The organism is Pseudomonas sp. PD9R, assembly GCF_019200975.1.
Lineage (GTDB): Bacteria > Pseudomonadota > Gammaproteobacteria > Pseudomonadales > Pseudomonadaceae > Aquipseudomonas.
In genome coordinates this window covers 286936-307838 of the sequence record NZ_JAHTMR010000005.1, presented here as the reverse complement: position 1 = coordinate 307838, position 20903 = coordinate 286936, and the positions used below count along the sequence as shown (strand labels likewise).

15 protein-coding genes are annotated in these 20903 nt (G+C 58.4%); 6 read left to right on the top strand and 9 right to left on the bottom strand.

Annotation, left to right across the window (positions count from 1 at the left end; genetic code table 11):
* The first annotated feature begins 156 nt into the window (after positions 1–156).
* The 5 genes from KUF73_RS13430 (at position 157) to KUF73_RS13410 (ending at position 6688) form a co-directional block, all read left to right on the top strand.
* Positions 157–1077: a GlxA family transcriptional regulator gene (locus KUF73_RS13430; RefSeq protein ID WP_218438558.1), complete on the top strand. Its 921-nt coding sequence runs from the start codon at positions 157–159 to the stop codon at positions 1075–1077.
* Positions 1078–1312: 235 nt separating this feature from the next.
* Positions 1313–3259, top strand: a complete 1947-nt coding sequence (locus tag KUF73_RS13425; RefSeq protein ID WP_218438506.1) for an FAD-dependent oxidoreductase — start codon at positions 1313–1315, stop codon at positions 3257–3259.
* Positions 3260–3463: 204 nt separating this feature from the next.
* Positions 3464–4351: a nitrilase family protein gene (locus KUF73_RS13420; protein ID WP_218438505.1), complete on the top strand. Its 888-nt coding sequence runs from the start codon at positions 3464–3466 to the stop codon at positions 4349–4351.
* 18 nt (positions 4352–4369) lie between these two features.
* On the top strand, positions 4370–5572 hold the full coding sequence (locus tag KUF73_RS13415; RefSeq protein WP_218438504.1) for a hypothetical protein: 1203 nt from the start codon (positions 4370–4372) through the stop codon (positions 5570–5572).
* 78 nt (positions 5573–5650) lie between these two features.
* A complete protein-coding gene (locus tag KUF73_RS13410; RefSeq protein ID WP_218438503.1) occupies positions 5651–6688 on the top strand; it encodes an asparaginase in 1038 nt (345 codons plus the stop codon).
* 117 nt (positions 6689–6805) lie between these two features.
* On the opposite strand, the gene zapE is transcribed toward KUF73_RS13410, so the two are convergent.
* The 3 genes from zapE to KUF73_RS13395 all read right to left on the bottom strand — a co-directional run bounded on the left by zapE (position 6806) and on the right by KUF73_RS13395 (position 10000).
* Positions 6806–7900 (bottom strand): cell division protein ZapE, encoded by a 1095-nt coding sequence (gene zapE / locus KUF73_RS13405; protein ID WP_218438502.1) that lies wholly within the window; start codon positions 7898–7900, stop codon positions 6806–6808.
* 90 nt (positions 7901–7990) lie between these two features.
* On the bottom strand, positions 7991–9346 hold the full coding sequence (locus KUF73_RS13400; RefSeq protein WP_218438501.1) for a tryptophan--tRNA ligase: 1356 nt from the start codon (positions 9344–9346) through the stop codon (positions 7991–7993).
* Between the two features lie 24 nt (positions 9347–9370).
* Complete coding sequence (locus KUF73_RS13395; RefSeq protein WP_218438557.1) at positions 9371–10000, bottom strand: alpha/beta hydrolase; 630 nt, start codon at positions 9998–10000, stop codon at positions 9371–9373.
* 144 nt (positions 10001–10144) lie between these two features.
* Here KUF73_RS13395 and KUF73_RS13390 point away from each other — a divergent pair, with 144 nt between their 5' ends.
* Entirely contained in the window at positions 10145–10579 is a 435-nt protein-coding gene (locus KUF73_RS13390; RefSeq protein WP_218438500.1) for a YhcB family protein, read from the top strand.
* 264 nt (positions 10580–10843) lie between these two features.
* Here the strand turns inward: KUF73_RS13390 and KUF73_RS13385 are convergent, their stop codons facing one another.
* The 6 genes from KUF73_RS13385 to KUF73_RS13360 all read right to left on the bottom strand — a co-directional run bounded on the left by KUF73_RS13385 (position 10844) and on the right by KUF73_RS13360 (position 20749).
* Positions 10844–11554 (bottom strand): OmpA family protein, encoded by a 711-nt coding sequence (locus tag KUF73_RS13385; protein ID WP_218438499.1) that lies wholly within the window; start codon positions 11552–11554, stop codon positions 10844–10846.
* 116 nt (positions 11555–11670) lie between these two features.
* Positions 11671–12312: an MBL fold metallo-hydrolase gene (locus KUF73_RS13380; RefSeq protein ID WP_096509133.1), complete on the bottom strand. Its 642-nt coding sequence runs from the start codon at positions 12310–12312 to the stop codon at positions 11671–11673.
* Between the two features lie 89 nt (positions 12313–12401).
* A complete protein-coding gene (locus tag KUF73_RS13375; protein WP_218438498.1) occupies positions 12402–15140 on the bottom strand; it encodes a LuxR C-terminal-related transcriptional regulator in 2739 nt (912 codons plus the stop codon).
* Between the two features lie 309 nt (positions 15141–15449).
* Complete coding sequence (locus KUF73_RS13370; RefSeq protein ID WP_218438497.1) at positions 15450–16814, bottom strand: DUF1329 domain-containing protein; 1365 nt, start codon at positions 16812–16814, stop codon at positions 15450–15452.
* 28 nt (positions 16815–16842) lie between these two features.
* The gene (locus tag KUF73_RS13365; protein ID WP_218438496.1) at positions 16843–18729 is read right to left on the bottom strand and encodes a DUF1302 domain-containing protein; all 1887 of its coding nucleotides are present in this window, start codon (positions 18727–18729) and stop codon (positions 16843–16845) included.
* Positions 18730–19066: 337 nt separating this feature from the next.
* Positions 19067–20749 (bottom strand): fatty acid--CoA ligase, encoded by a 1683-nt coding sequence (locus KUF73_RS13360; RefSeq protein WP_218438495.1) that lies wholly within the window; start codon positions 20747–20749, stop codon positions 19067–19069.
* Positions 20750–20903: the final 154 nt, after the last annotated feature.

Here is a 20903-nt window from a genome sequence, read left to right as displayed (position 1 = left end):
GGACACTGGACACATCCGACAAAAAATAAGACGATCCAGCCGTCTGGTGACCACTTTCCCCTATAAGAATAAAGTTGAATTATGTCTAACCAAGCCTCCACGTCCCTGCGACGCGTCTGCATTCTGGCCATTGACGGGGTCTTCGCTTCAACCCTCATGCAAGCCAAGGATTTCTTCCACTTAGCCAGCCTGCGCTACGGCAAACAACTGGGTCACGGCCTGACACCGGCGTTCGAGACCCGGCTGGTCAGCCCCGATGGCAAACCGGTAAACAGTTTCAGCGATGTGATCATGCCGGTGGACGGCGGGCTGGAAAACGCCGATATCATCGTGATCCCCGCCTTCTGGGACGACTTCGAAACCCTGAGCCTGCGTTATCCGCAAGTGATGCCGTGGCTGCGCCAGCAACATGCGCGCGGTGCTGTGCTATGCGGCGAAGCCACAGGCGTGTTCTGGCTGGCCGAAGCCGGGTTGCTCGACGGCAAGGAAGCGACCACTTACTGGCGTTTTTTCAACGCGTTTGCCGAGCGCTTCCCGCGGGTCCAGCTCAATCAAGACAAACACCTGACGGACGCTGACAACCTGTATTGCGCAGGCGGCACCACCTCGGCATGCGATCTGTACATCTACCTGATCGAGCGGTTCTGCGGTGCCAATGTGTCGCAGGCTGTGGCACGAGACATCCTCTACGAAGTGCAACGCAGCTATTCGCCAGGACGTATCGGCTTCGGTGGGCAGAAGCTGCATCAAGACGTGATCATCCTGCAGATCCAGCACTGGCTCGAAGAGCACTACGCCGACAAATTTCGCTTTGAAGACGTCGCTCGCGAACATGGCATGAGCATCCGCAACTTCATGCGCCGCTTCCAGACCGCCACCGGCGACAAGCCCCTGCATTACTTGCAACGCCTGCGCATCGAAACCGCCAAGGGCCTGCTGTCCGGCAGCCGCAAGAGCATCAAGACCATCAGCTATGAAGTCGGCTACGACGATGCGAGCTTCTTCGCACGACTGTTCCGCCAGCACACCGAGCTGTCACCGAACCAGTATCGGCAGCAGTTCCAACAGGCCGCTTGAAACCTCGCACGACCTGTAGGAGCAGAGCTTGCTGGCGATGAACGATGGCGCGGTCTATCTGATACATCGCGACGCGGCAATCGCGGGCAAGCCTCGCTCCTACAGGTTTCTTTTTCCCACAATAAAAAAAGAATATGGAGCCCTGGTGAACCGGAACTGGCTCATGTACGCCGGCCACTGAAACACCCAACCTATTCCCTGAAAACACCACCAGGACTTTCAGGGAAGATCAACAGTGACTATCGGATCAAGCTACAACTACCCTTCATTGGTCGCCAAAGAGGCCACTCGCAAGAAGCGCTCGACTCAAAACAAATGGGCCGCTCGTTTCCCCAGTCCACCCGACCTGTGCTTCGACTACCGAGCACTGGTCGAGCAAGAAAACGGCATCGCCAAGGCCACCGACCCGCAACATCGAATCTGCATCATTGGCACCGGCGTCACCGGGCTGACGGCTGCCAGAGAGCTTTATCGGTGCGGCTTTACCCAGATAACCCTCATCGAACAATCCAGGCGCATCGGCGGCAGACACCTGACCGTACCTGGCAGCCCACACTCCACGCAAAGTCATACACCATTTGAAATGGGCGCCATGCGCATGCCTTTCTTCAACCGTACAGACGAACCGCCGACCGAAGGCCGTTCGCTGATGGCTTACTACGCCAAGGCGTTTGACCTGGCATTTTCCGACTTTGCCAACCCCGGAAGCCAATGGGTCAGCTCGACCGGCATCTATCTTCGCGAAGGCAGCATGGGCGGCGGACCAACGCCGCAGATGTTGATCTGGAAAAATACTGACGGCCTGACCCCACCGCCCGGTGAAGCACTGCAAAAGGTGTATGCCAAATGGAAAGCCTTTGCCGACCGCATGACCCGACACGTCGCAGAGGTTTACGCCAGCCAGGAATGGGAAACCATGTGGGCCGCCATGGTCGAGAAGTACGAGCGCGTTTCGTTTCGCGACCTGGTAAGCATGCCGGTGCTGGACGCTTGGGATGAGCTCTCGCCCGGGGATTTTGGAGGGATGGGAATGTCCGCGGATGAGTCCGCGATTTTCTATGCCATCGGCATCGGTGATGGCAGTTGGGGCGCTTTTTACGACGTCTGCTGCCTCTATCCTTTGCGTACCGCCATTTTCGGCTTCAGCAGCCAGTTGCAACTGATCCATGGCCGGGTGGACGCTAATGGCAATCCGCTGGACTCGCCTCACCTGCACAGCGAAGCCGTTTTTGACTCAACGGGTCTGAGTTTCGACAAGCCCCGCTATATCGGACTGGCCGCACTGGATGAATGCCTGCTGTTCATGAAAACCGACGAAACCGGAAAATCCGTCTACGAACACTGCCGTGAGCGGAGTAACGGCCTGCTCACCGATTCATCCGTCACCCAACTTAAAAAGCTGACCAACCAGAAAATCCGCGTCTATTTCAACTGGAAACACAGCCAGCCCGAGCACACCCAAGAGCACTTCGATGACTTCGATTCGGTCATCATGACTCTGCCTTCCTGGCTGATCGAGACGCGAATCAAGCTTGAAAACTTCACTCAGGAAATGCTGCCCTTCGAGACGATCAATGCCTATAAAACCGCGCACTGGGAAACCAGCTGCAAGGTCTATGCACCGCTGAAAAAGTCATTCCTCTCGAAAAACAGCAACATCCCGCAAGCCATCGTTACTGACAGCTTTATCCACGACGTCTACACCTACCGCTACAACGATCACTACAGCTATGACTGCATTCTCCTGAGTTACACCTGGGAGGATGACGCCACCAAGCTTGCCTCCTTCACCGACAAAGAACTGGTGATCAAGTGCGCCGAAGAGCTGGACCGCATCCTGCTGAACTCCGCCAACATTCAAGAGAAAATTTCGCCTTACATCGGAATTGATCAAGCCGTGGTCCAACGCTGGGTCACCGACAAAAACGCCTTGGGCTGTGCGAAGCTGTACCGACCCGGCACCTACTACGACGCCGTCAGCCTGATGAAATACAACCGGGATTTCGCCCATGTTTCTGGGCTGTATTTGTCCGGTGAATCATTTTCGGTGGATGCCGGCTGGACGGAACCCTGTTTTCGCGGAGCCGTTGATGCCGTCATTCACATTTGCAACAAAACCGCCGCGACGTTCAACGGCGGCTTCTCCATGAGCAACTACCCGCACTACCAGGTCAAAGCCTGATCCCCCCGCCCCAGAGCCATGCACGACCTGCATCGGCTCTACCTTTCCCGCCCCTTCGGGCATCCCCTTTAAACACCACGCGCATGCATCTTGGGATAAGGACTACAACCTAAACGGAAGCCGCTGACTTACACCCCCCTCCGTTTCAACTCTTATAAACACGCCATTAAACGGCGTGAATAACAATAAAAAGAGGTTATCGGAATGAGTGAGCCAACAAGCCCTGTTCGTGTAGCAGTCGTGCAATTCGATCCACAAGTCGGCATGGAGAATCGAGAGGGCAATCTGTGTCGGAGCCTTGAACTGGCGCTGGAGGCGGTGTACGGCGGAGCCAACCTCATCGTGCTGCCGGAGCTTTCCTGTACAGGCTATTTCTTCAATAACCGGCAGGATGCCTTCGACCATTCGGAGTCGGTTCCCGAAGGGCCAAGCGTGCAGAGCTGGATGGACTTCGCCCGCAAGCACAAGGTCTACCTCGTCGCCGGCTTGACCGAACGCGACGGCATGCGGCTTTTCAACACCGGCGTTTTGCTCGGGCCTGACGGATTTATCGGCAAGTACCGCAAGGCCCATCTGTGGAACCTGGAGAAGCTCTGGTTCACCCCGGGTGATCTGGGTTTCCCGGTGTTTGACACGCCCATCGGCCGCATCGGATTGTTGATCTGCTGGGACATCTGGTTCCCGGAAGTACCTCGCATCCTCAGCCAGCAAGGCGCCGACATCATTTGCAGCCTGAACAACTGGGTCTGGACACCGCCGCCGCTGTTCGACGATGCCGGCAAGTGCATGGCGTCGTACCTGACGATGACCGCAGCTCATGTAAACAACGTGTTTATCGCGGCTGCGAGCCGTATCGGCGAAGAGCGTGGCGCTCGCTACCTCGGCTGCTCACTGATTGCCGGCACCAACGGCTGGCCGATTGGCCCAGTGGCATCGGCAGACCAGCAGGAAATTCTGTTTGCCGACATCGACCTGACCAGCTCCCGCAGCGCGCCCATCTGGAACAATCTGAACGACCTGCATCGCGATCGTCGAACGGATCTCTTCGATCAAATGCTCGGTTACACCCAACACCCCTGCCTCCCGCGCTGATAAAAGGAGGCATCCGTCATGGACATCACAACCGACAAAAACCGGCCTGCCCGTCGATTGCCTTTTGACACGGCGGTCATCGTGCTGCTGATCGGCACGATACTGCTGATCATCTGGCTTTCACTCACCTATCGTTCGTTTTGGTCAGCCCATTGGCCGGGTTACAGCGACATGGTATCCGGCCTACCCGAGCCGAGCGCCTGGTTGCGCTGGGTATTGGGGGACATCAGCGAAGTGGCGTTCTACAAACACGAGTTCGCTTCCATCGGGTTGTTGGCAGGCGCCTACCTCGCCTACTGGGCGAATCGGACGGGAAAATCCTGGCAAGGTTTTGCCATTTCCTATGGCACTGGATTATGGCCGTGGCTGGTGACCAGTTCATTGCTTGGCCTGCTGTTGAGCAACCTGCTTTGGGGCTGGACGGTGACCGCCACCAGTTGGCAGCCCACGTTTGCTGCTTTCGTTTCGCTACCAGCGGCAATGGTGCTGATGTTTGGCGGTGGCTGGAAAGTCACGATCAACGGTGCACTCATGGGCGCAGTGCTCGTCACCCCAATGTGTTTGTTGATCGTCAATTACGTGTGCAATCCATTGAGCTTGCCAGTGGTGATCGGCAATGTCTCGGGGATGGCAGTCGCCAGCGTGTTGGCTTTTTTACTCTGCCGCCATCTGCCGAGCCTGGTGAAGTCAACCGCCTCCGAGAAGCCATCCGACCCACCGCCGGCTCCCGCCACCACCAAAACGCCTGACTACGGTGTGATCTGGAGCCTGCGCCGCATCCTCGCCGACTTTTCGGAAGCACCGTTCTTTGGCAATGAACTGGCCAGCCTTGGATTGCTGTTGGGCGCAGTGCTGGCTTACAGCTTGAACCCGATGAGCCCGGTTTACGGCTCGGGTCTGTTGCCTCAACTGATCGGTGCGCAGGCGTTGACCTCGGCCATCGGCGTCGTGATCTGGCGTCGACAATGGATATCACTCGGCTGGTATCCCACCTACGTTCCACTGGTATCAGTCGTACCGGCAGCCGTGTTGACCTATGGCGGCGGCTGGCAGGTCATTGCGTCAAGTGCGCTGCTGGGGGCGCTGATCGCGCCACCGCTGGCGTGCGCGCTGGCCAAGCGAATGCCGGCTGACATGCACGCTTACATCGGGAATGTCCTGTCCATGGCCATCAGCACGTTGATGATTCTTCCACTGATCGGCTGGCTGATCGCTGACTGAGCCCGTCAACCTTTCGGCTGTATCGCAGCCTCAAAAGCGGATACAGCCACTTTCCAACTCAAGCAAGCGAGGTAAGACATGAACCTGCCCAAACTGGCCATCGCAGCGCTCGGCGGCACGGTGAGCATGCAAGCCAGGAATGCCGGCGAAGGCGTTATCCCGACGGTCAGCGGTGAAACCTTGCTGGCCTGCGTACCGCAAGTAACAACGCTGGCCCGGGTGACGGTGGAAACGCTCGGCCTGTTGCCCAGCGCATCGTTGAATTTCGAGGTCTTGCTGAGCGTCCTTTCCTGGGCGAAATACCAGGTAGAGCAAGGTGCAGCCGGGGTTGTTATCACCCAAGGCACCGACACCCTGGAAGAAACAGCGGTGTTTTTCGATTACCTATGGGACCGCGACGAGCCTTTAGTCTTGACCGGTGCCATGCGCTCGGCACAACAGGCTGGAGCCGATGGACCGGCGAATCTGCTGGATGCTTGCCGCGTCGCGCTGGCCGACAACAGCCGTCGACGTGGCGTTCAAGTGGTAATGAATGGGCAAATTCATCAAGCGTGCAGCGTGCGAAAAACCGATTCGCTGGCCTTGCAGGCGTTTTCCTCCCCAGTATTCGGCCCCGTCGGTCTGCTGATCGAAGACGTTGTTCGTTATCTGCGTCAGCCAACACAACGGATGTGCTTGCCTTTGCCACAACACACCACGCAGAAAGTCGCCTTGCTGGAGGCTTCGCTTTCGGCAGACACCCTACTGCTGGAGAACATCCTCAAGCTGGGCTACGACGGCTTGGTGATCGCTGGTTTCGGCGCCGGGCACGTTTCGCAGAAATGGGCTGAAGTGGTCGAACACATCGCCGAAAAAATCCCCGTAATCATTGCGACCCGCACCGGTTCTGGCGCCACCGCGCGAGCTTCCTATGGGTTTGTTGGCAGTGAGATGGATTTGATCGGCAAGGGAGCTGTGATGGCTGGGTTTCTGTGCCCGCGTAAAGCCCGGATTTTGCTTTGGTTGCTGCTTGGTTGCCAGCGGCAGGATGAGCTGGCGCGCTATCTGAACAACGACACCTGTTTTCAAAACCAACGCTCTTCTGTAGGAGCACAGCTTGCTGGCGATGAACGATGACGCGGCCTTTCTGATACACCGCGGCGCGGCATTCGCGGGCAAGCCTCGCTCCTACAGAGGATCTTTGGCGTACAAAAAAAGCCTGCAATGCAGGCCTTTTTGAGTTTTCGAATCGCCTTACGGCTTGTGCGCCCGGGACAGGAATTCGTGAGACTGCATTTCCAGCAGACGACTCAAGGTACGCTGGAACTCGAAGTTCAAGCGACCGCCGGTGTAGAGATCTTTGAGCTCGACTTCAGCAGAAATGATCAGCTTTACGTTACGGTCGTAGAACTCGTCGACCATGTTGATGAAGCGTCGGGCGATATCGTCGGTAGTCACGCTCATCTGCTCGACACCGCTGATCAGCACGGCGTGGAAGATCTTACCCAGTTCGATGTAATCGTTCTGGCTGCGCGGGCCGTCGCACAGTTCGCGGAATTCGAACCATGCCACGTCATCGCAGGTGCGCAGCGCACGGATTTTGCGGTTTTCGATGATCAGGTCATCGTTTTCCACGGCGGCCGTGCATTCCGGCGTCAGCGCGCGGAAGCTTTTGCGCAGGCTTTCGTGGGACGCTTCGTCGAGCGGGAAGTGGAACAGTTCCGCTTGCTCAAGGTGACGCAGGCGATAGTCGACGCCGCTGTCGACGTTGACGATCTCGGTGTTCTGCTTGATCAGCGCGATGGCCGGCAGGAAGCGCGCCCGTTGCAGACCGTCCTTGTACAGGCCGTCCGGCACGATGTTCGAGGTCGCGACCAAGGTCACGCCGTTCTTGAACAGCTCTTCCATCAGGGTGCCGAGAATCATGGCGTCGGTGATGTCGGAAACGAAGAACTCATCGAAGCAAATAATCCGCGACTCATCGGAAAAACGCTTGGCGATGATGGTCAGCGGGTTTTTCTCGCCGCCCAGGGTCTTCATCTCTTCGTGCACGCGCTTCATGAAGCGGTGGAAGTGAGTGCGGGTCTTTTCCTTGAACGGCAGCGCTTCGAAGAAGGTGTCGACCAGGTAAGTCTTGCCGCGACCTACGCCGCCCCAAAAGTACAGGCCTTTGACCGGGGTCGGAGCCTTCTTGCCAAACAGTTTGCCCAGTAGGCCCGGTTTGTTCTGATCGGCGGCGATCAGATCGTCATACAGGCGCTGCAAATGACGCACAGCCGTTTCCTGCGCGGCGTCATGGAAGAATTCCGGGCGTTTCAGATCAGCTTGATATCGTTCTAGGGGCGTCATAATTCGTTAGCAAGGCAACAAAAACGGGCCGCCACTGTAGCGATGGCCCGTGGGAATGGCAATCAGCCCTTGGTCGGGCCGAGCCGTTGATTATTCCTGAACTGGCGTCAGAGCAATCCGCAACGCCTCTACCGCAGCATCGCGCGCGGCGCTGTCAGCGAAAGCCGGGCTGTCGCCGACACACTCGCCTTCCAGCCAGACGCTGAAGCTCAGGTCCTCACTGCGCACGTCCAGAGCCTGGCCCGCTTGCAGTTGCTTGGCCACCTGGCCAGCGGTTTTGCCATCGGCAAAGTTGCGCGACAGCAATAGTTGCTCGCCATCGGCCGCCAACAGACGGAAGCGGAAGCTGCCATCATCTTCGCGGAAGCTGACAAAACGCGCCGCTTTTGCAGCTTTCTTCTTGGTGGTGGCCGCCACTTGCGTTTGAGCAACGAAAGAACGCAGGCCCACCGCTTCTCGCAGTTCGTTGAGGAACGGTGTCGCGACCGCACGGGCCTTTTTTGCGCCGTGTTGCAGCATGTCTTCCAGGTCCGCCGGACGCTCGATCAGGTGGTGATAACGCTCGCGCGATTCGCCCAGTTCGCTGTCCAGCAACTGGAACAGACGATTCTTCGCCTCGCCCCAACCCAGGCCCTGCAGCAACTCACTGCGGAACTCGTCGGCCTGCGCCGGGGTGGCGAACGCCTGGAACAGGGTGAACAGGTGCGAGTTGTCCGGATCTTTGGCTTCGCCCGGCGCGCGGGAGTCGGTGACGATCCGCGAAATCGCGTCCTTCATCTCTTTGGCGCTGCTGAACAACGGGATGGTGTTGTCGTAGCTCTTCGACATTTTTCGACCGTCGAGGCCTGGCAGCGTAGCGACGCTTTCTTCAATCAGCGCCTCGGGCATGGTGAAGAACTCTTTACCCTGGCCGAACAAGTGGTTGAAGCGCTGGCCGATGTCGCGGGCCATTTCCACGTGCTGGATCTGGTCACGCCCGACCGGCACCTTGTGCGCGTTGAACATCAGAATGTCCGCGGCCATCAGCACCGGATAGCTGTACAAGCCCATGGTGATGCCCGCATCCGGGTCTTCGCCGGTCTCGACGTTCTTGTCCACCGAGGCCTTGTAGGCGTGAGCACGGTTGAGCAGGCCCTTGGCGGCGACGCAGGTCAGCAGCCAGGTCAGCTCTGGAATTTCCGGAATGTCGGATTGGCGGTAAAACGTCACGCGGTCCACATCCAGGCCACCGGCCAGCCAGGTCGCGGCGATTTCCAGACGCGAGCGCTGGATGCGCAGCGGGTCATCGCATTTGATCAGGGCGTGATAGTCGGCCAGGAAATAGAACGAATCGGCATTGCTGTCACGGCTGGCGACGATCGCCGGACGGATGGCGCCGGCGTAGTTGCCCAGGTGCGGCGTGCCGGTGGTGGTGATGCCGGTGAGGATACGGGTACGAGTCGTCATGGGTAATCGCTTGTCAGACTGCAATCAGTTCGAAAGACGCGGCAGGATCAGATCCTTGAGATCGGTCAGCTTGCCATGAAAAAAGTGTCCGCATTCTGCCACTTTCAGCAGCTCATGGGGACGTTCGAGCTTGTCGGACCAATCGTAAACAACCTGCGGATCGATCACTTCGTCGGTTTCCGGCTGGATCAGGGTCAGTTCGCCGTGTTGCGGCAGTTGATCCTGATCGCCCAAACGCATGACCGCTGGCGCGACCATGAACAGGTGCTTGAGGTGCTCGCCCTGGGCTTCCAGACGTCCGCCGAGACTTGCTGCAACAAATCCGCCGAAGGAAAAACCGAACAGGGTCAATGGTAATTCTGGGTGTTTGGCACGGAACCAATCGGCCACAGCCTGGGCATCATCGACTTCACCGGTGCCCATGTCGTGTGTGCCTTGGCTGGCACCGACGCCACGGTAATTGAAACGCAAGGTAATCAAACCGGCATCGCGCGCGGTGCGTTGCAGGGTCGAGACCACTTTGTTGAGCATGGTGCCGCCCTGCACCGGGTTCGGATGGCAGATCAGTGCCAGGCCGCGCGGCTGCTCGTTATCCAGGTAAAGAGCTTCCAGTTTCCCGACCGGGCCATCAATCACTACAGGGGTTTCACGCATAAGCAAGGAAGGAACTCCGTGACCTCGAATCGGGTCGACTCGTCTAGCAAATTGTCTGTGGCTGTCTATTGCGAGTGAATCGCGGTATACAGCGCAGGTTCGAGCCGTTAACGTAAAGCAAAGCCGTTTATAGAGGAAGGACTCGTGGAACACTCGCTCTTAGTTTGGTTGTTGCCGACTCTTGCCCTGGTTGTGGGTGTCGCCATTGGTTTCCTGATCGCTCGCCTGGCGCCGAATGCCGCGCCTAGCAGCACGCAACGTCAGCTGGACGATATTCAGGAACGTTTCGACAGTTATCAGAACGAGGTGGTCACCCACTTCAACAGCACCGCGACACTGGTCAAGAAACTGACTGCGAGCTACCAGGAAGTGCAGGATCATCTCGCCGAGGGTGCCAATCGCCTGGCCCTGGACGAGCAGACCCGCCAACGCTTGCTGGCTTCCCTGCACGCCGATGCGGCGCAGGCTCCACGTGAACGCCTGACGCCGCCGCGCAGTCAGGAGCCGCCGCGCGATTACGCGCCTAAAGCCCCGAACTCGCCGGGCATGCTCGATGAGCATTACGGCCTGAAGAAGTAATCAGGTTCGCGTAACACCAAAAAGCCCTCGGACGAGTGATTGTCCGGGGGCTATTTTATTTCTGAATTCTTCTTTGCCTGTCGGGCCCCATCGCGAGCAAGCTCGCTCCCACATTTGAAATGCGTTCCCCTGTGGGAGCGAGCCTGCTCGCGATGGGGCCCGAACTGTTAACACAAAAAAAACCGCCCGATCTGTTGAGGATCGGGCGGGCTTTTTTACGCCTGGGGTTCAGTCAGACTATTTCGGATATTGCTGAACAGTGCTTTATTGCTGACCACCATACTGCTGACCCGGAATCGCCTTGAGGTTGACCTCGACACGGCGGTTCTGTGCACGGCCATTGACGTCTGCGTTGCTGGCCACCGGGTTATCCGGGCCGGCGCCACGGGCAGTCAGGTTGGCACCGCCCACAGATTGCGACGTCAGGTAAGTCGCCACGCTCTGCGCACGACGCTGGGACAGGTCCATGTTGTGCTGGCGGCTGCCGGTGCTGTCGGTGTAGCCGACGATTTCGATCTGGTTCTGGTTGAACTCTTTCAGCGAGCCGGCGAGATTGTTCAGCGGCTGGTAGAAGCTTGGAGCGATGTTCGCCGAATCGGTAGCGAATGTGATGTTGCCCGGCATGATCAGCTTGATCTGGTCGCCCTGACGCTGCACTTCAACACCGGTATTGGCCATGCTGGCCCGCAGTTTTTTCTCCTGCTGGTCGGCGTAGTAGCCGTAACCGGCAGCAGAAGCGCCCACGACCGCAGCGCCAATCAGCGCGCCTTTACCACGGTTGTCGTGGTTAATGGCTGCACCCGCCAGCGCACCGGCCAGAGCGCCGAGGCCACCGTATTTCGCGGTTTTGCTCATGCCTTGAGAGCCACCATCAGCCTGCCCCTGACTCTGACCGTCATAAGGGTTAGGCGTGGCACAGCCAGACAATAAGGCCACAGCAGTAGCGACAAGAATCAAACGACGCGTGGTGAACATGTAAAGCTCCTACTCTTTTGCATTCTGTGGTGCAACGGACCAAGGCCTGGGCCTTTGCGGGCGTTGGATCATTTGGATGGGCAAAAATTCCGCCCCGCCTTGGATAACGAGAAAAATCAGGCTCTGACAAACGGGTTTTCACGCATTTCATCGCCCAGGCGAGTATCCGGACCGTGCCCGGTTACCACGGTGGCCTCTTCGTCGAGGGTATACAGACGCTGCTTGATCGAGCGCACAATGGTCGCCTGATCGCCCCCCCACAAATCCGTGCGCCCTACTCCGCGACGAAACAGCGTATCACCGGCAATCAGCAGCTTAGCCTCGGAAAACCAAAAGCTCATGGAACCTGGCGTATGCCCCGGCGTGTGCAGCGCTACACCGCAGCCGCAAGCCAGTTCTTCATCGTCTGCCAGCCAGCGATCCGGTGATGGCACCGGCGTGTAAGGAACGCCGAACATCTGGCATTGCATTTCCAGATTGTCCCAAAGGAACTGGTCTTCTTTATGAAGGTGCAGGGTTGCGCCGGTTTTCTCCTTCAACTGACCCGAGGCCAGGAAGTGATCGAGGTGCGCATGGGTATGAATGATGCTGACCACCTTCAGGCCCAAGGCATCAAGCCGTGCGAGGATCAGTTCGTGATTGCCACCCGGGTCGACGACGATTGCCTTTTTCGTCACCGGATCGCCGATGATCGTGCAGTTGCACTGCAAAGGGCCGACGGGGAAGGTTTCGCGAATGAGGGTGGGTTGCTGGGACATCGGGGCCTGCTCGATAAAACGGGGATGGGCAATGTTCGCACAAATCGGCACCCGGCTATTTACCGCGATATGTAACTTAAGTTTTACCCTCAGCCCAACACTCCCAACTCCTTGGCCCGCGCCACTGCCTGCGTACGCCGTTCAACCCCCAGCTTGCTGTTGATGTGGCTGGCGTGGGTTTTGACTGTGTGCAGGGAGATGAATAACTGGTCGCTGATTTCCTGGTTCGAGCAACCTTGGGCAATCAGACGCAGAACGGCCATCTCGCGCGTGCTGAGCTGTTCCGCCGCCGGCGTGGGTTCCAGCGCCGGGCGAGCCACCAGAACCGGCAGCCTTTCGGAAAGATCCTGGGTAACAGTGGTTGGCGTACAGAGTTGCAGTTGCCCGCGCAACCAGTCCGGGTGCTCGGCCAACAATCCGTCAAACGGTTGCAGGACGCCGCCGGTGGAAGCGTCCAGTGCCTGGCTCAGCGCCTTACGTGCCTCGGGTTCGCGTCCGGAACCCAGTAGTAACGAGACTTTTTGCGTCAACGCCATCGCACTGAGCATCTGCCGACCGCTTTGCTGGCCATGTTCGAGTAGCGCATTCAGCCGACCTTCGGCCAGCATCGGTTGGCCCTGAATAACCTCCAGCAAGGCTTGTTGCAGTTCGATATGCAGCGGCAATTGTGGGTGAAATTCCGGGGGTGCTGCCGGGTGCTCGCCGTTATAGGTCTGCCCAAGGCGCGCCAGCCAGGCTTCGGCCAGATCGGTGCGCCCTTGCGCCAGCCAGAGTTCGCATTTGACCAGTGTGATCATCGCCAGATAGTAAATCGGCGGCACATCCCAAATGTGCATCAACCGTTCGGCTTCGGAGAGCTCGGCGAAGGCCTTGGCGAACTCGCCACTGCTGCCTTCAAGCCGGGCGATCACGCAATGGCCGATCAGTACGCTGATGTCGCGACAGGCACGCGCCTCGTTCAAACCGACCTGTAAACGGCCCCTTGCTGCTTGTGGTTGCAGGCGTAGCGCCAGCAGAAATCCTTCGTACAAAGTCAATCGGGCGCGCACTGCATAGAGCCGTTGAGGTGATAACCCCTGCAAGCGTTGCAACCCTTTGCGGACTTCATCCAGCGCACGAAGGATTTCCCCCCGCGCTTGCAATACTCGGGCGCGGTCGTAATGGGCCAGCGCTTCGAACAACGGATTGCCGACCCGTTGCGCCAACTCCAGAGAGTCCCGGTTCAACCCGCGCGCGCGCCACAAGTCGCCGTCGGCAATGGCCAGGTTGGACAGGGTCGAGAGGCACATCAAACGTTGGCCGTAACGCTTGCACGGGAGGCTCTCCAACGCTTCGGTGCAATAGAGCAACGTGAGTTCGCGGTTGCCGCGCCCGCGAGCGATGATCCCGCTCAACGCCAGCCATTGCGCCAGCATCGACTTCTGCGCAGTGGCCGACGGGGCCGGCAAGAAACGGCTCAAATGGCTGGCCAGCTCCTCGGCGGCGTCCAGTTGACAGGCCAGTCCCAATGCCCAGCTGTAGAGCACGATCAGCCGCGGTGTGCTGACCAGCAGGCTGTCCGGCAAGTCCATTTTCCAGCGCAGCAACATGCCGACGTTCTGTTCGGCCAGCAATTGTTCTTCGGAGAGGTTTTGCACCAGGTTCGCCGCAACGTCCAGATGCCCGGCACGCAATGCCTGTTCCACCGCTTCGTCGAGCAATCCCTGGGCGTTGAACCAGCGACACGCGCGCAAGTGCAGGCTGGCGGCCGGCACCATCGTTTGCGCGGTTGGCCGGGTGCGCAACAGATCGGAAAACAGATGGTGATATCGATACCAGTGACCATGTTCGTCCAACGGCACCAGGAATACTTGATGGGCCGCCAGAAACCGCAGTATCTCGGCGCTGTCATGGGCATCGCGAACCGCATCGCACAATTCGCTGCAAAAACGCTCCTGAGGCGCCGTGTCGTAAAGAAAGGACTGCACTTCGGCGGGCAGGCAGTCGATCACTTCTTCAAGCAAATAATCGCGAATCAGGCCTTCACCGCCGTGGAGTGTCTGGGGCAATGCACCCTGACTGCCGGCTTCGGAAGCCGCCAGCAACCAGAAACGCAGCCCGGCCACCCAGCCTTCGCTGCGCTGGATAAGACTTTCGAGCGCCTCACCGCGTAACGAACTGCTGTGCCGGTCGAGCAGGCTCAAGGCTTCATCGTGGGTCAGGCGCAAGTCCTGTTCATGCAACTCAAGCAGTTGTCGCGACAAGCGCAAACGCGCCAGATGCCAGTCCGGACGCTGACGACTGGTGACCATGACCAGCAAACCGTCGGGCAGGTGATTAAGGAAAAACTGCAGGCAACGATCAAGCACCGGCCCTTGGGCCAAATGATAGTCATCGAGTACGAGTAACAGCGGCGTCGCCGTCGACAGGTGTACGGCCAGCTCGTCAAGCAAGCCATCCAGCCATTCTTCGAAAGCGAATGGCTGGTGCCGCTGGCGCATTTTCAGCAACCCCAGGGACTGCCTGCCCAGTTGCGGAAAATAATCTTGAAGGCCTTCGAGCAACCGCTCGAGGAATCGACCCGGATCGCTGTCTCGCGGGCTCAGACCCAGCCAAAGACTTTGCCAATGAGCCGGCAGCGCCTGACAGAACTCCACCGCCAACGAACTTTTACCGAAGCCTGCCGGTGCGCTGACCAGCAACAGCCGGCCATTGAGCCCCGCACTCAGGCGCTCGCACAAGCGAGGCCGCAGCACATAGCCGTCGGGCAATGGCGGTCGGAAAAAACGCCCGTCCAGCGTAGCGACAACAACGCTTGCAGGACCTGGTAGTGGGGACAGATCAGTCATGGCCGGCTCTTGTTTGAATTGCGGATGGCGGCGTTGCAGATGTCCGCAGACTAGCGGTAAACGAAGAGGTAATGAAGGTTATTGCTACAAATGGCTACAAAAAGTCTACGAAACAATGTTCCCTTCGGATTTACGCGATCAATGTAGGAGCTGCCGCAGGCTGCGATCTTTTGACTTTGCTTTTAAAGAACAAGATCAAAAGATCGCAGCCTGCGGCAGCTCCTACACAGGGGACGCTTTTTTGACGAAAAAAAACGCCCCGAACCAGTCGGGGCGTTTCTAGAGGATGCGGCCTCTGTTCAGTGCAGGTTAACGAACACCATCCTGACGCAATGCCGCCGGGGTGAAGTCGCTGGTGGTTGCCTGGAAGCCGAAGTCATACGCCGATTTCTCTTCGTTCTTCATGCCCAATGCCAGGTAGCGGCCCGATTGCAGGTCGTACAAGGCTTCCAGCGCGTACCACGGCACTTGCTTGTCGTAGTAGTTTTCGGCATGAGCTTCCGCGACGCGCCACAGTTGGTTACGACCGTCGTAATGGTCGATCACTGCGGCTTGCCAGGTATCTTCGTCAATGTAGAAGTCACGCTTGGCGTAGATGTGGCGCTGACCTTCTTTCAGGGTTGCAACCACATGCCAGACGCGACGCAACTCGTAGCGAGCCAGGTCCTGGTTGATGTGGCCGGCCTTGATGATGTCGGTGTATTTCAGGTTCGGATCGTCAAGCTTGTAGGCGTCGGAGGCGATGTACATCTCTTTCTTGCCTTCGAGCTTCCAGTCGTACCGATCCGGTGCACCGTTGTACATGTCCAGGTTGTCGGAGGTACGCAGGCCATCGGCTGCGGTACCCGGCCCGTCATAGGACACTTGCGGTGCTCGGCGCACACGACGCTGACCGGCGTTGTAGACCCACGCCGAACGTGGCTCTTTGACCTGGTCGAGGGTTTCGTGCACCAGCAGTACACCACCGGCCAGACGTGCCGGTGCGGTCACTTTCTGTTTGAAGTAGAACAGGATGTTGCCAGGGTTTTTCGGGTCGTAATCCTTCATCTTGTCGCGGAATACGAACTGGTCCTGGAAGTACACCAGGCTGAACGAGCCGTTTGGCTGCGGGGTCGCCTGGGTAACCAGACGGGTTACGCTGCCACCGCGATAGCGGGTGATGTGGTTCCAGATGACTTCAACACCGCTTTTAGGAATCGGGAACGGTACTGCGGTTTCGAAGTTTTCCAGACCGTTGCCGCCGGACACCAGGTTGGTGTTGGTGGCGTTTTTCTTGATGGCCGCAAATACGTCATCCGGCACGGTAGCGCCACGGTGGGACGTGTAAACCGGCATCTTGAAGGTTTCCGGGTAGCGCTTGAACATCGCGTACTGGCCCGGGGCGAGCTTGTCCTTGTACTGATCAACGTTCTGCGCCGTGATGGTGAACAGCGGCTTTTCACTGGCGTACGGATTGGACAGGAAACCCTTGCTGTCGACAGTGCCCGCGTTCTTCGGCAATGGCTTCCAGGCCGGAATCGAACCGTCGGCGTTACCCGCCATCTCGGCTCCCATCGGGGTGAGGCTCTTGCCCAGCTTGTCCGCTTCGGCCGCAGGTACCGCCGCCATGACGCCGGTCGCCAGCAGCGACAGCCCCAGAACACCGGCGTGGAACAGACTCTTTGTTATTTTCATATGTGTGTTCGTCCTGAAAATACAGTGCTTAGAAGTTCACGCCGACGCTGAGCGCGACGAAGTCACGGTCATCCACGGTGCTGTACTTGCCGTCGAAGAAGTTGGTGTACGCCAGGCTTGCGGTGTAGGTGTTCTGGTACTCGGCGTCGAGACCCAGGCTGACTGCTTTGCGACCTTCCTCGAAGTTGCCGCCAGGGCCAGGCGAGTAACCTTCCACGTCATGGGACCAGGCCACGTTCGGCTTGAGGTTCACACCAGCGAATACGTCGTTGTATTCCCAGATGGCACGACCGCGATAACCCCACGAGGTAGCTGTAGTGAAGCCATCGTCGTTGCAATTGCGGCTGCGGTTGTTGGTGGCAGCACCCGGACCGGCACCCGCGATGGTGCTGCTGTTGAGCGCCACACAGGTATTTTGACCACCGGTAGCAGGCAGTTCGCCAGGACCGAAGACAGGATCTCGGCCATAACGGACGTCGGAGCTGTCTTCCAGGCCGCCGACGTGGGTCACACCCACCTCACCCACCAGGGTAAGGCGGCTCGCGCCCATGACCTGATCGAAGAAGTGCGTCAGGGTGGTTTGGAACTGGGTGACTTCCTTACGGCGATAGCCGTGCAGATCCTGACCAGGTGGCGCGGAGAGCAGCGAAGCATTGGTCAGTGCGCCGCCCAAAGGACGTACGCCGGCGAACAGAATGTCAGTGGAGTTGAGCTGCACTGGCGCGTTCGGACGGTAGCTGACCTCACCGCTCCACGCCGTACCGGTAGGCAGGGTGGTGGAGAAGCTCAAGCCGTAGAGGCGAATGTCTTCCGGATATTCGACGAAGTAGTTCGAGTTACCCGCGACGATCAGTGGCGCCAAAGCTTGCAATTGCGCCGGCAAAGCCCTTACCCCGGCGAAGGTGGACGCCGGAGCACCGGTGGCACTGAAGATCGGCGCACGGCTGTGGTAGTTCATGAAGTAGGCGCCGAACTCGGTGTCCAGCGGGTCGAACATGTACTTGAAGGACGCGCCCCACTGACCGCTGTCCCGTGCATCACGGTCGCCGCCACGGCGCACCAGCACACCTTCGTTGTCGACATCGACGCCCAGTCGAGTCAGCGTAGGCAAGGCCGCGGCCGGGATGGTCGAACGCTTGTTCAGCACCCGCAAGTTGTTGTCGCAGCCGTCGGCGATGATGTCAGGCTGAGAGAAGAAGGTGCCGCAGTTGTCGACGACGGTCTGGTCCCATTCCAGCTGATAGAAGGCTTCGGCCGACAGGTTTTCGGTAAGGCTTTGGGACAAATAGAACATGTTGACCGGGATCAGGCCTTCCTTGATCTCGGCACCTGGACGACGGAACGCGGAAACGTCGATCGGGTTGATCGAGTTGATGCCGCCGCCGATGAAGGTACTTTCACCCCAGCTCACAACTTGCTTGCCCAGACGCACGGAACCCGGCTCATCGGCAATGGAGTAGTTGTGGTAGATGAAGGCGTCCAGGATTTCTCCGCCAGAGGATTTGGCGCCTTCCTTGCGACCGTCGTTGCTGACGTTCTTGAATTCCAGGTCTTCGTTTTGGAGTGCGAAGTCGTACCAGTATTTACCCCGAACGAATATGCCGGTGTCGCCATATTTCAGTTCAAGGTCATGGATGCCCTTGAAGATCTTCGAAAAGGCCTGCCCGCTCTTGAAGTTCAAGTGACCGTCATCGGATGTCTGGGACAGACCATGCCCCCCGTTGTTGACACCAATCAGGTTCTTGTTTGGCTGCTGGGTCGACACACTCATACCCAGGGAGAGGGACGAATCGAACTGACCTTCGATTTCACCAACGTTGAAACTGACGCCGAATGCTGGCCCGGCGAGCGTAGAGGCAAGACCGACAGCCAGAGGCAGTTTTGCCCGGCGCCAGAACTGGTTTACTGATGTCATCGACGCTACTCCATGTGCATTATTGTTATGGCAGTGAGCACTTCTAAAAACGTTGTGGATGACGAGGAGCCAAGGCATCCCAAAGTCATTCCAAAATTGCATCGCCCCGGTGTGTGCGTTTGCTCCGTTCTTAAAAATCCTTGAGCGGACTATAGCCAGCAGGTAGTAGTGCTTGATCCCTCTAAAGTGTGATTTGCAGCTGCCAGCCACTCTGGAACAGTCCTTTCGCCAGACCGACACCCGTCGGCACGGCAAGGATGGCTCAAATTTCTGATTTGACAAGCCAAGCGCTTGCTTGGTGGGGCTGGCGTGCCCTTTGGGGCACGCCAGAAGACGCTTAAAGCGTCGAGAGGAAGGTACTGTTGTTGGCCTGCCATTCGGTGATGTCGACGCGGATTCGCTTCTTGTCGAGTTTGCCGACACTGGTCTTGGGAATTTCAGTAACAAGGGCGATCTGGCTCGGGATGGCCCACTTGCTCAGATGCCCCAGCTCCACGAATGGCTTGAGGTGTTCCTTGAGTTCCCTGGCCCCGATCACATGGCCTTCGCGTACCACCAGCAAGGCAAACGGCCGCTCGCCCCACTGCGGATCGGCGATACCCACCACTGCTACTTCGCGTACCGCCACATGGCGACTGATCAGGTCCTCGAGGTCGAGAGAAGAGATCCACTCGCCTCCGGTCTTGATCACGTCCTTGATCCGGTCGCGAATATCGATCACGCCCATGCTGTCCAGAGTCGCCACATCGCCGGTATGCAGCCAGCCCCCGGCCCACAACTCGGCGCCCTTCTGTGGCTCGTTGAAATATCCTTCCGTTAGCCACGGAGCCCGCAACACCAACTCGCCCTGGGTCTCGCCATCAGCGGGCAGGAAGTTGCCGTCGGTGTCGACGATCGCCGCCTCCACCAATGGTCCCGGCACGCCGGCCTTGATCCGATAAGTCGTGCGCTCGTCTTCAGTGCCGGCCATCAGTTCGTCGTTGAGGTGTGCGCACGACACCAAAGGCCCGGTTTCCGACATGCCATAGGCGGCGGTCAATTGAATGCCCTTGGCCTTGGCCGCATCGTACAGGGCTCGATTGAGCGCACTGCCGCCGATGACGATTTTCCAGCCGCCGAAGTCGGTGTCTTGCGCACCCTTCGCGTTCAGGACCATTTGCAGGATGGTCGGCACGCAGTGCGAAAAGGAGACCTTTTCCTTGCGCCACAACTCCACCAGATACTCCGGGTCGTAGCGGCCGGGATAAACCTGCTTGAGCCCGAGCATGGTCGCCACATAAGGCAAGCCCCAGGCGTGCACATGGAACATCGGCGTGATCGGCATATAGACGTCGCTGGTGCCCAACAGGCGCACGCTGTCGATCGCGCCCATGATGGTCGACACGCCCATGGTGTGCAGCACCAATTGCCGATGGGTGAAATACACACCCTTGGGATTACCGGTGGTGCCGGTGGTGTAGAACGTGGTCGCGACCGAATTTTCGTCGAAGTCCTGGAAATCATACTGCGGGCTCGCGGCCGCCAGCAGTTGCTCGTACTCGCCGATCAGGTTCGGCAGGTCTGCGGTTTTCTCCGGCAGGTCGGTGAGCAGCAGGGTTTTCTCGACGGTGGTCAGGTGCCCGGCGATTGCGTTGTAAAGTCCGACGAACTCGCTGTTGACCAGCACAAAGCGGTCCACGGCGTGGTTCATGGTGTAGAGGATCTGTTCCGGTGACAGGCGCACGTTGATGGTGTGGATCACCGCGCCGATCATCGGAATGGCAAACATGCACTCCAGATAGCGATGGCTGTCCCAATCCATCACCGCCACGGTGTCCCCGGGTTTGACCCCGGCTGCCGTCAGCACGTTGGCCAGCCGCGCGACCCGTTCGATCAGGGTCGGATAGCTATAGCGCAACTGGTCGCGGTACACGATCTCGCGGGTTTTCTCGTAACGCGCGCCGGACATCAACAGCCGTTTGATCAGCAGCGGATACTGGTAAGCGCCTTCGGCTGGGGGGATAACGCGAGTCTGCAACATAAGAATCCCTTTTCTGACTGCACGGTCTTGGCTGAAAGTACACACTGTAGTGCGCCTCACCGCCAGCCAAATCAGCCAAAGGAATGATTTGCAGAGCCGTATAAATGCTAGCGTTGCGCCAGCACACAGGGAATTTACATCCGCCCTGGAACAA

What these genes read in the sequence shown, in the direction of transcription:
- KUF73_RS13430 (WP_218438558.1), top strand. Translation starts at nt 157, where the DNA reads ATGCAAGCCAAGGATTTCTTCCACTTAGCCAGCCTGCGCTACGGCAAA.
- KUF73_RS13420 (WP_218438505.1), top strand. Translation starts at nt 3,464, where the DNA reads ATGAGTGAGCCAACAAGCCCTGTTCGTGTAGCAGTCGTGCAATTCGAT.
- KUF73_RS13415 (WP_218438504.1), top strand. Translation starts at nt 4,370, where the DNA reads ATGGACATCACAACCGACAAAAACCGGCCTGCCCGTCGATTGCCTTTT.
- KUF73_RS13410 (WP_218438503.1), top strand. Translation starts at nt 5,651, where the DNA reads ATGAACCTGCCCAAACTGGCCATCGCAGCGCTCGGCGGCACGGTGAGC.
- zapE (WP_218438502.1), bottom strand. Translation starts at nt 7,900, where the DNA reads ATGACGCCCCTAGAACGATATCAAGCTGATCTGAAACGCCCGGAATTC.
- KUF73_RS13400 (WP_218438501.1), bottom strand. Translation starts at nt 9,346, where the DNA reads ATGACGACTCGTACCCGTATCCTCACCGGCATCACCACCACCGGCACG.
- KUF73_RS13395 (WP_218438557.1), bottom strand. Translation starts at nt 10,000, where the DNA reads ATGCGTGAAACCCCTGTAGTGATTGATGGCCCGGTCGGGAAACTGGAA.
- KUF73_RS13385 (WP_218438499.1), bottom strand. Translation starts at nt 11,554, where the DNA reads ATGTTCACCACGCGTCGTTTGATTCTTGTCGCTACTGCTGTGGCCTTA.
- KUF73_RS13380 (WP_096509133.1), bottom strand. Translation starts at nt 12,312, where the DNA reads ATGTCCCAGCAACCCACCCTCATTCGCGAAACCTTCCCCGTCGGCCCT.
- KUF73_RS13375 (WP_218438498.1), bottom strand. Translation starts at nt 15,140, where the DNA reads ATGACTGATCTGTCCCCACTACCAGGTCCTGCAAGCGTTGTTGTCGCT.
- KUF73_RS13370 (WP_218438497.1), bottom strand. Translation starts at nt 16,814, where the DNA reads ATGAAAATAACAAAGAGTCTGTTCCACGCCGGTGTTCTGGGGCTGTCG.
- KUF73_RS13365 (WP_218438496.1), bottom strand. Translation starts at nt 18,729, where the DNA reads ATGACATCAGTAAACCAGTTCTGGCGCCGGGCAAAACTGCCTCTGGCT.
- KUF73_RS13360 (WP_218438495.1), bottom strand. Translation starts at nt 20,749, where the DNA reads ATGTTGCAGACTCGCGTTATCCCCCCAGCCGAAGGCGCTTACCAGTAT.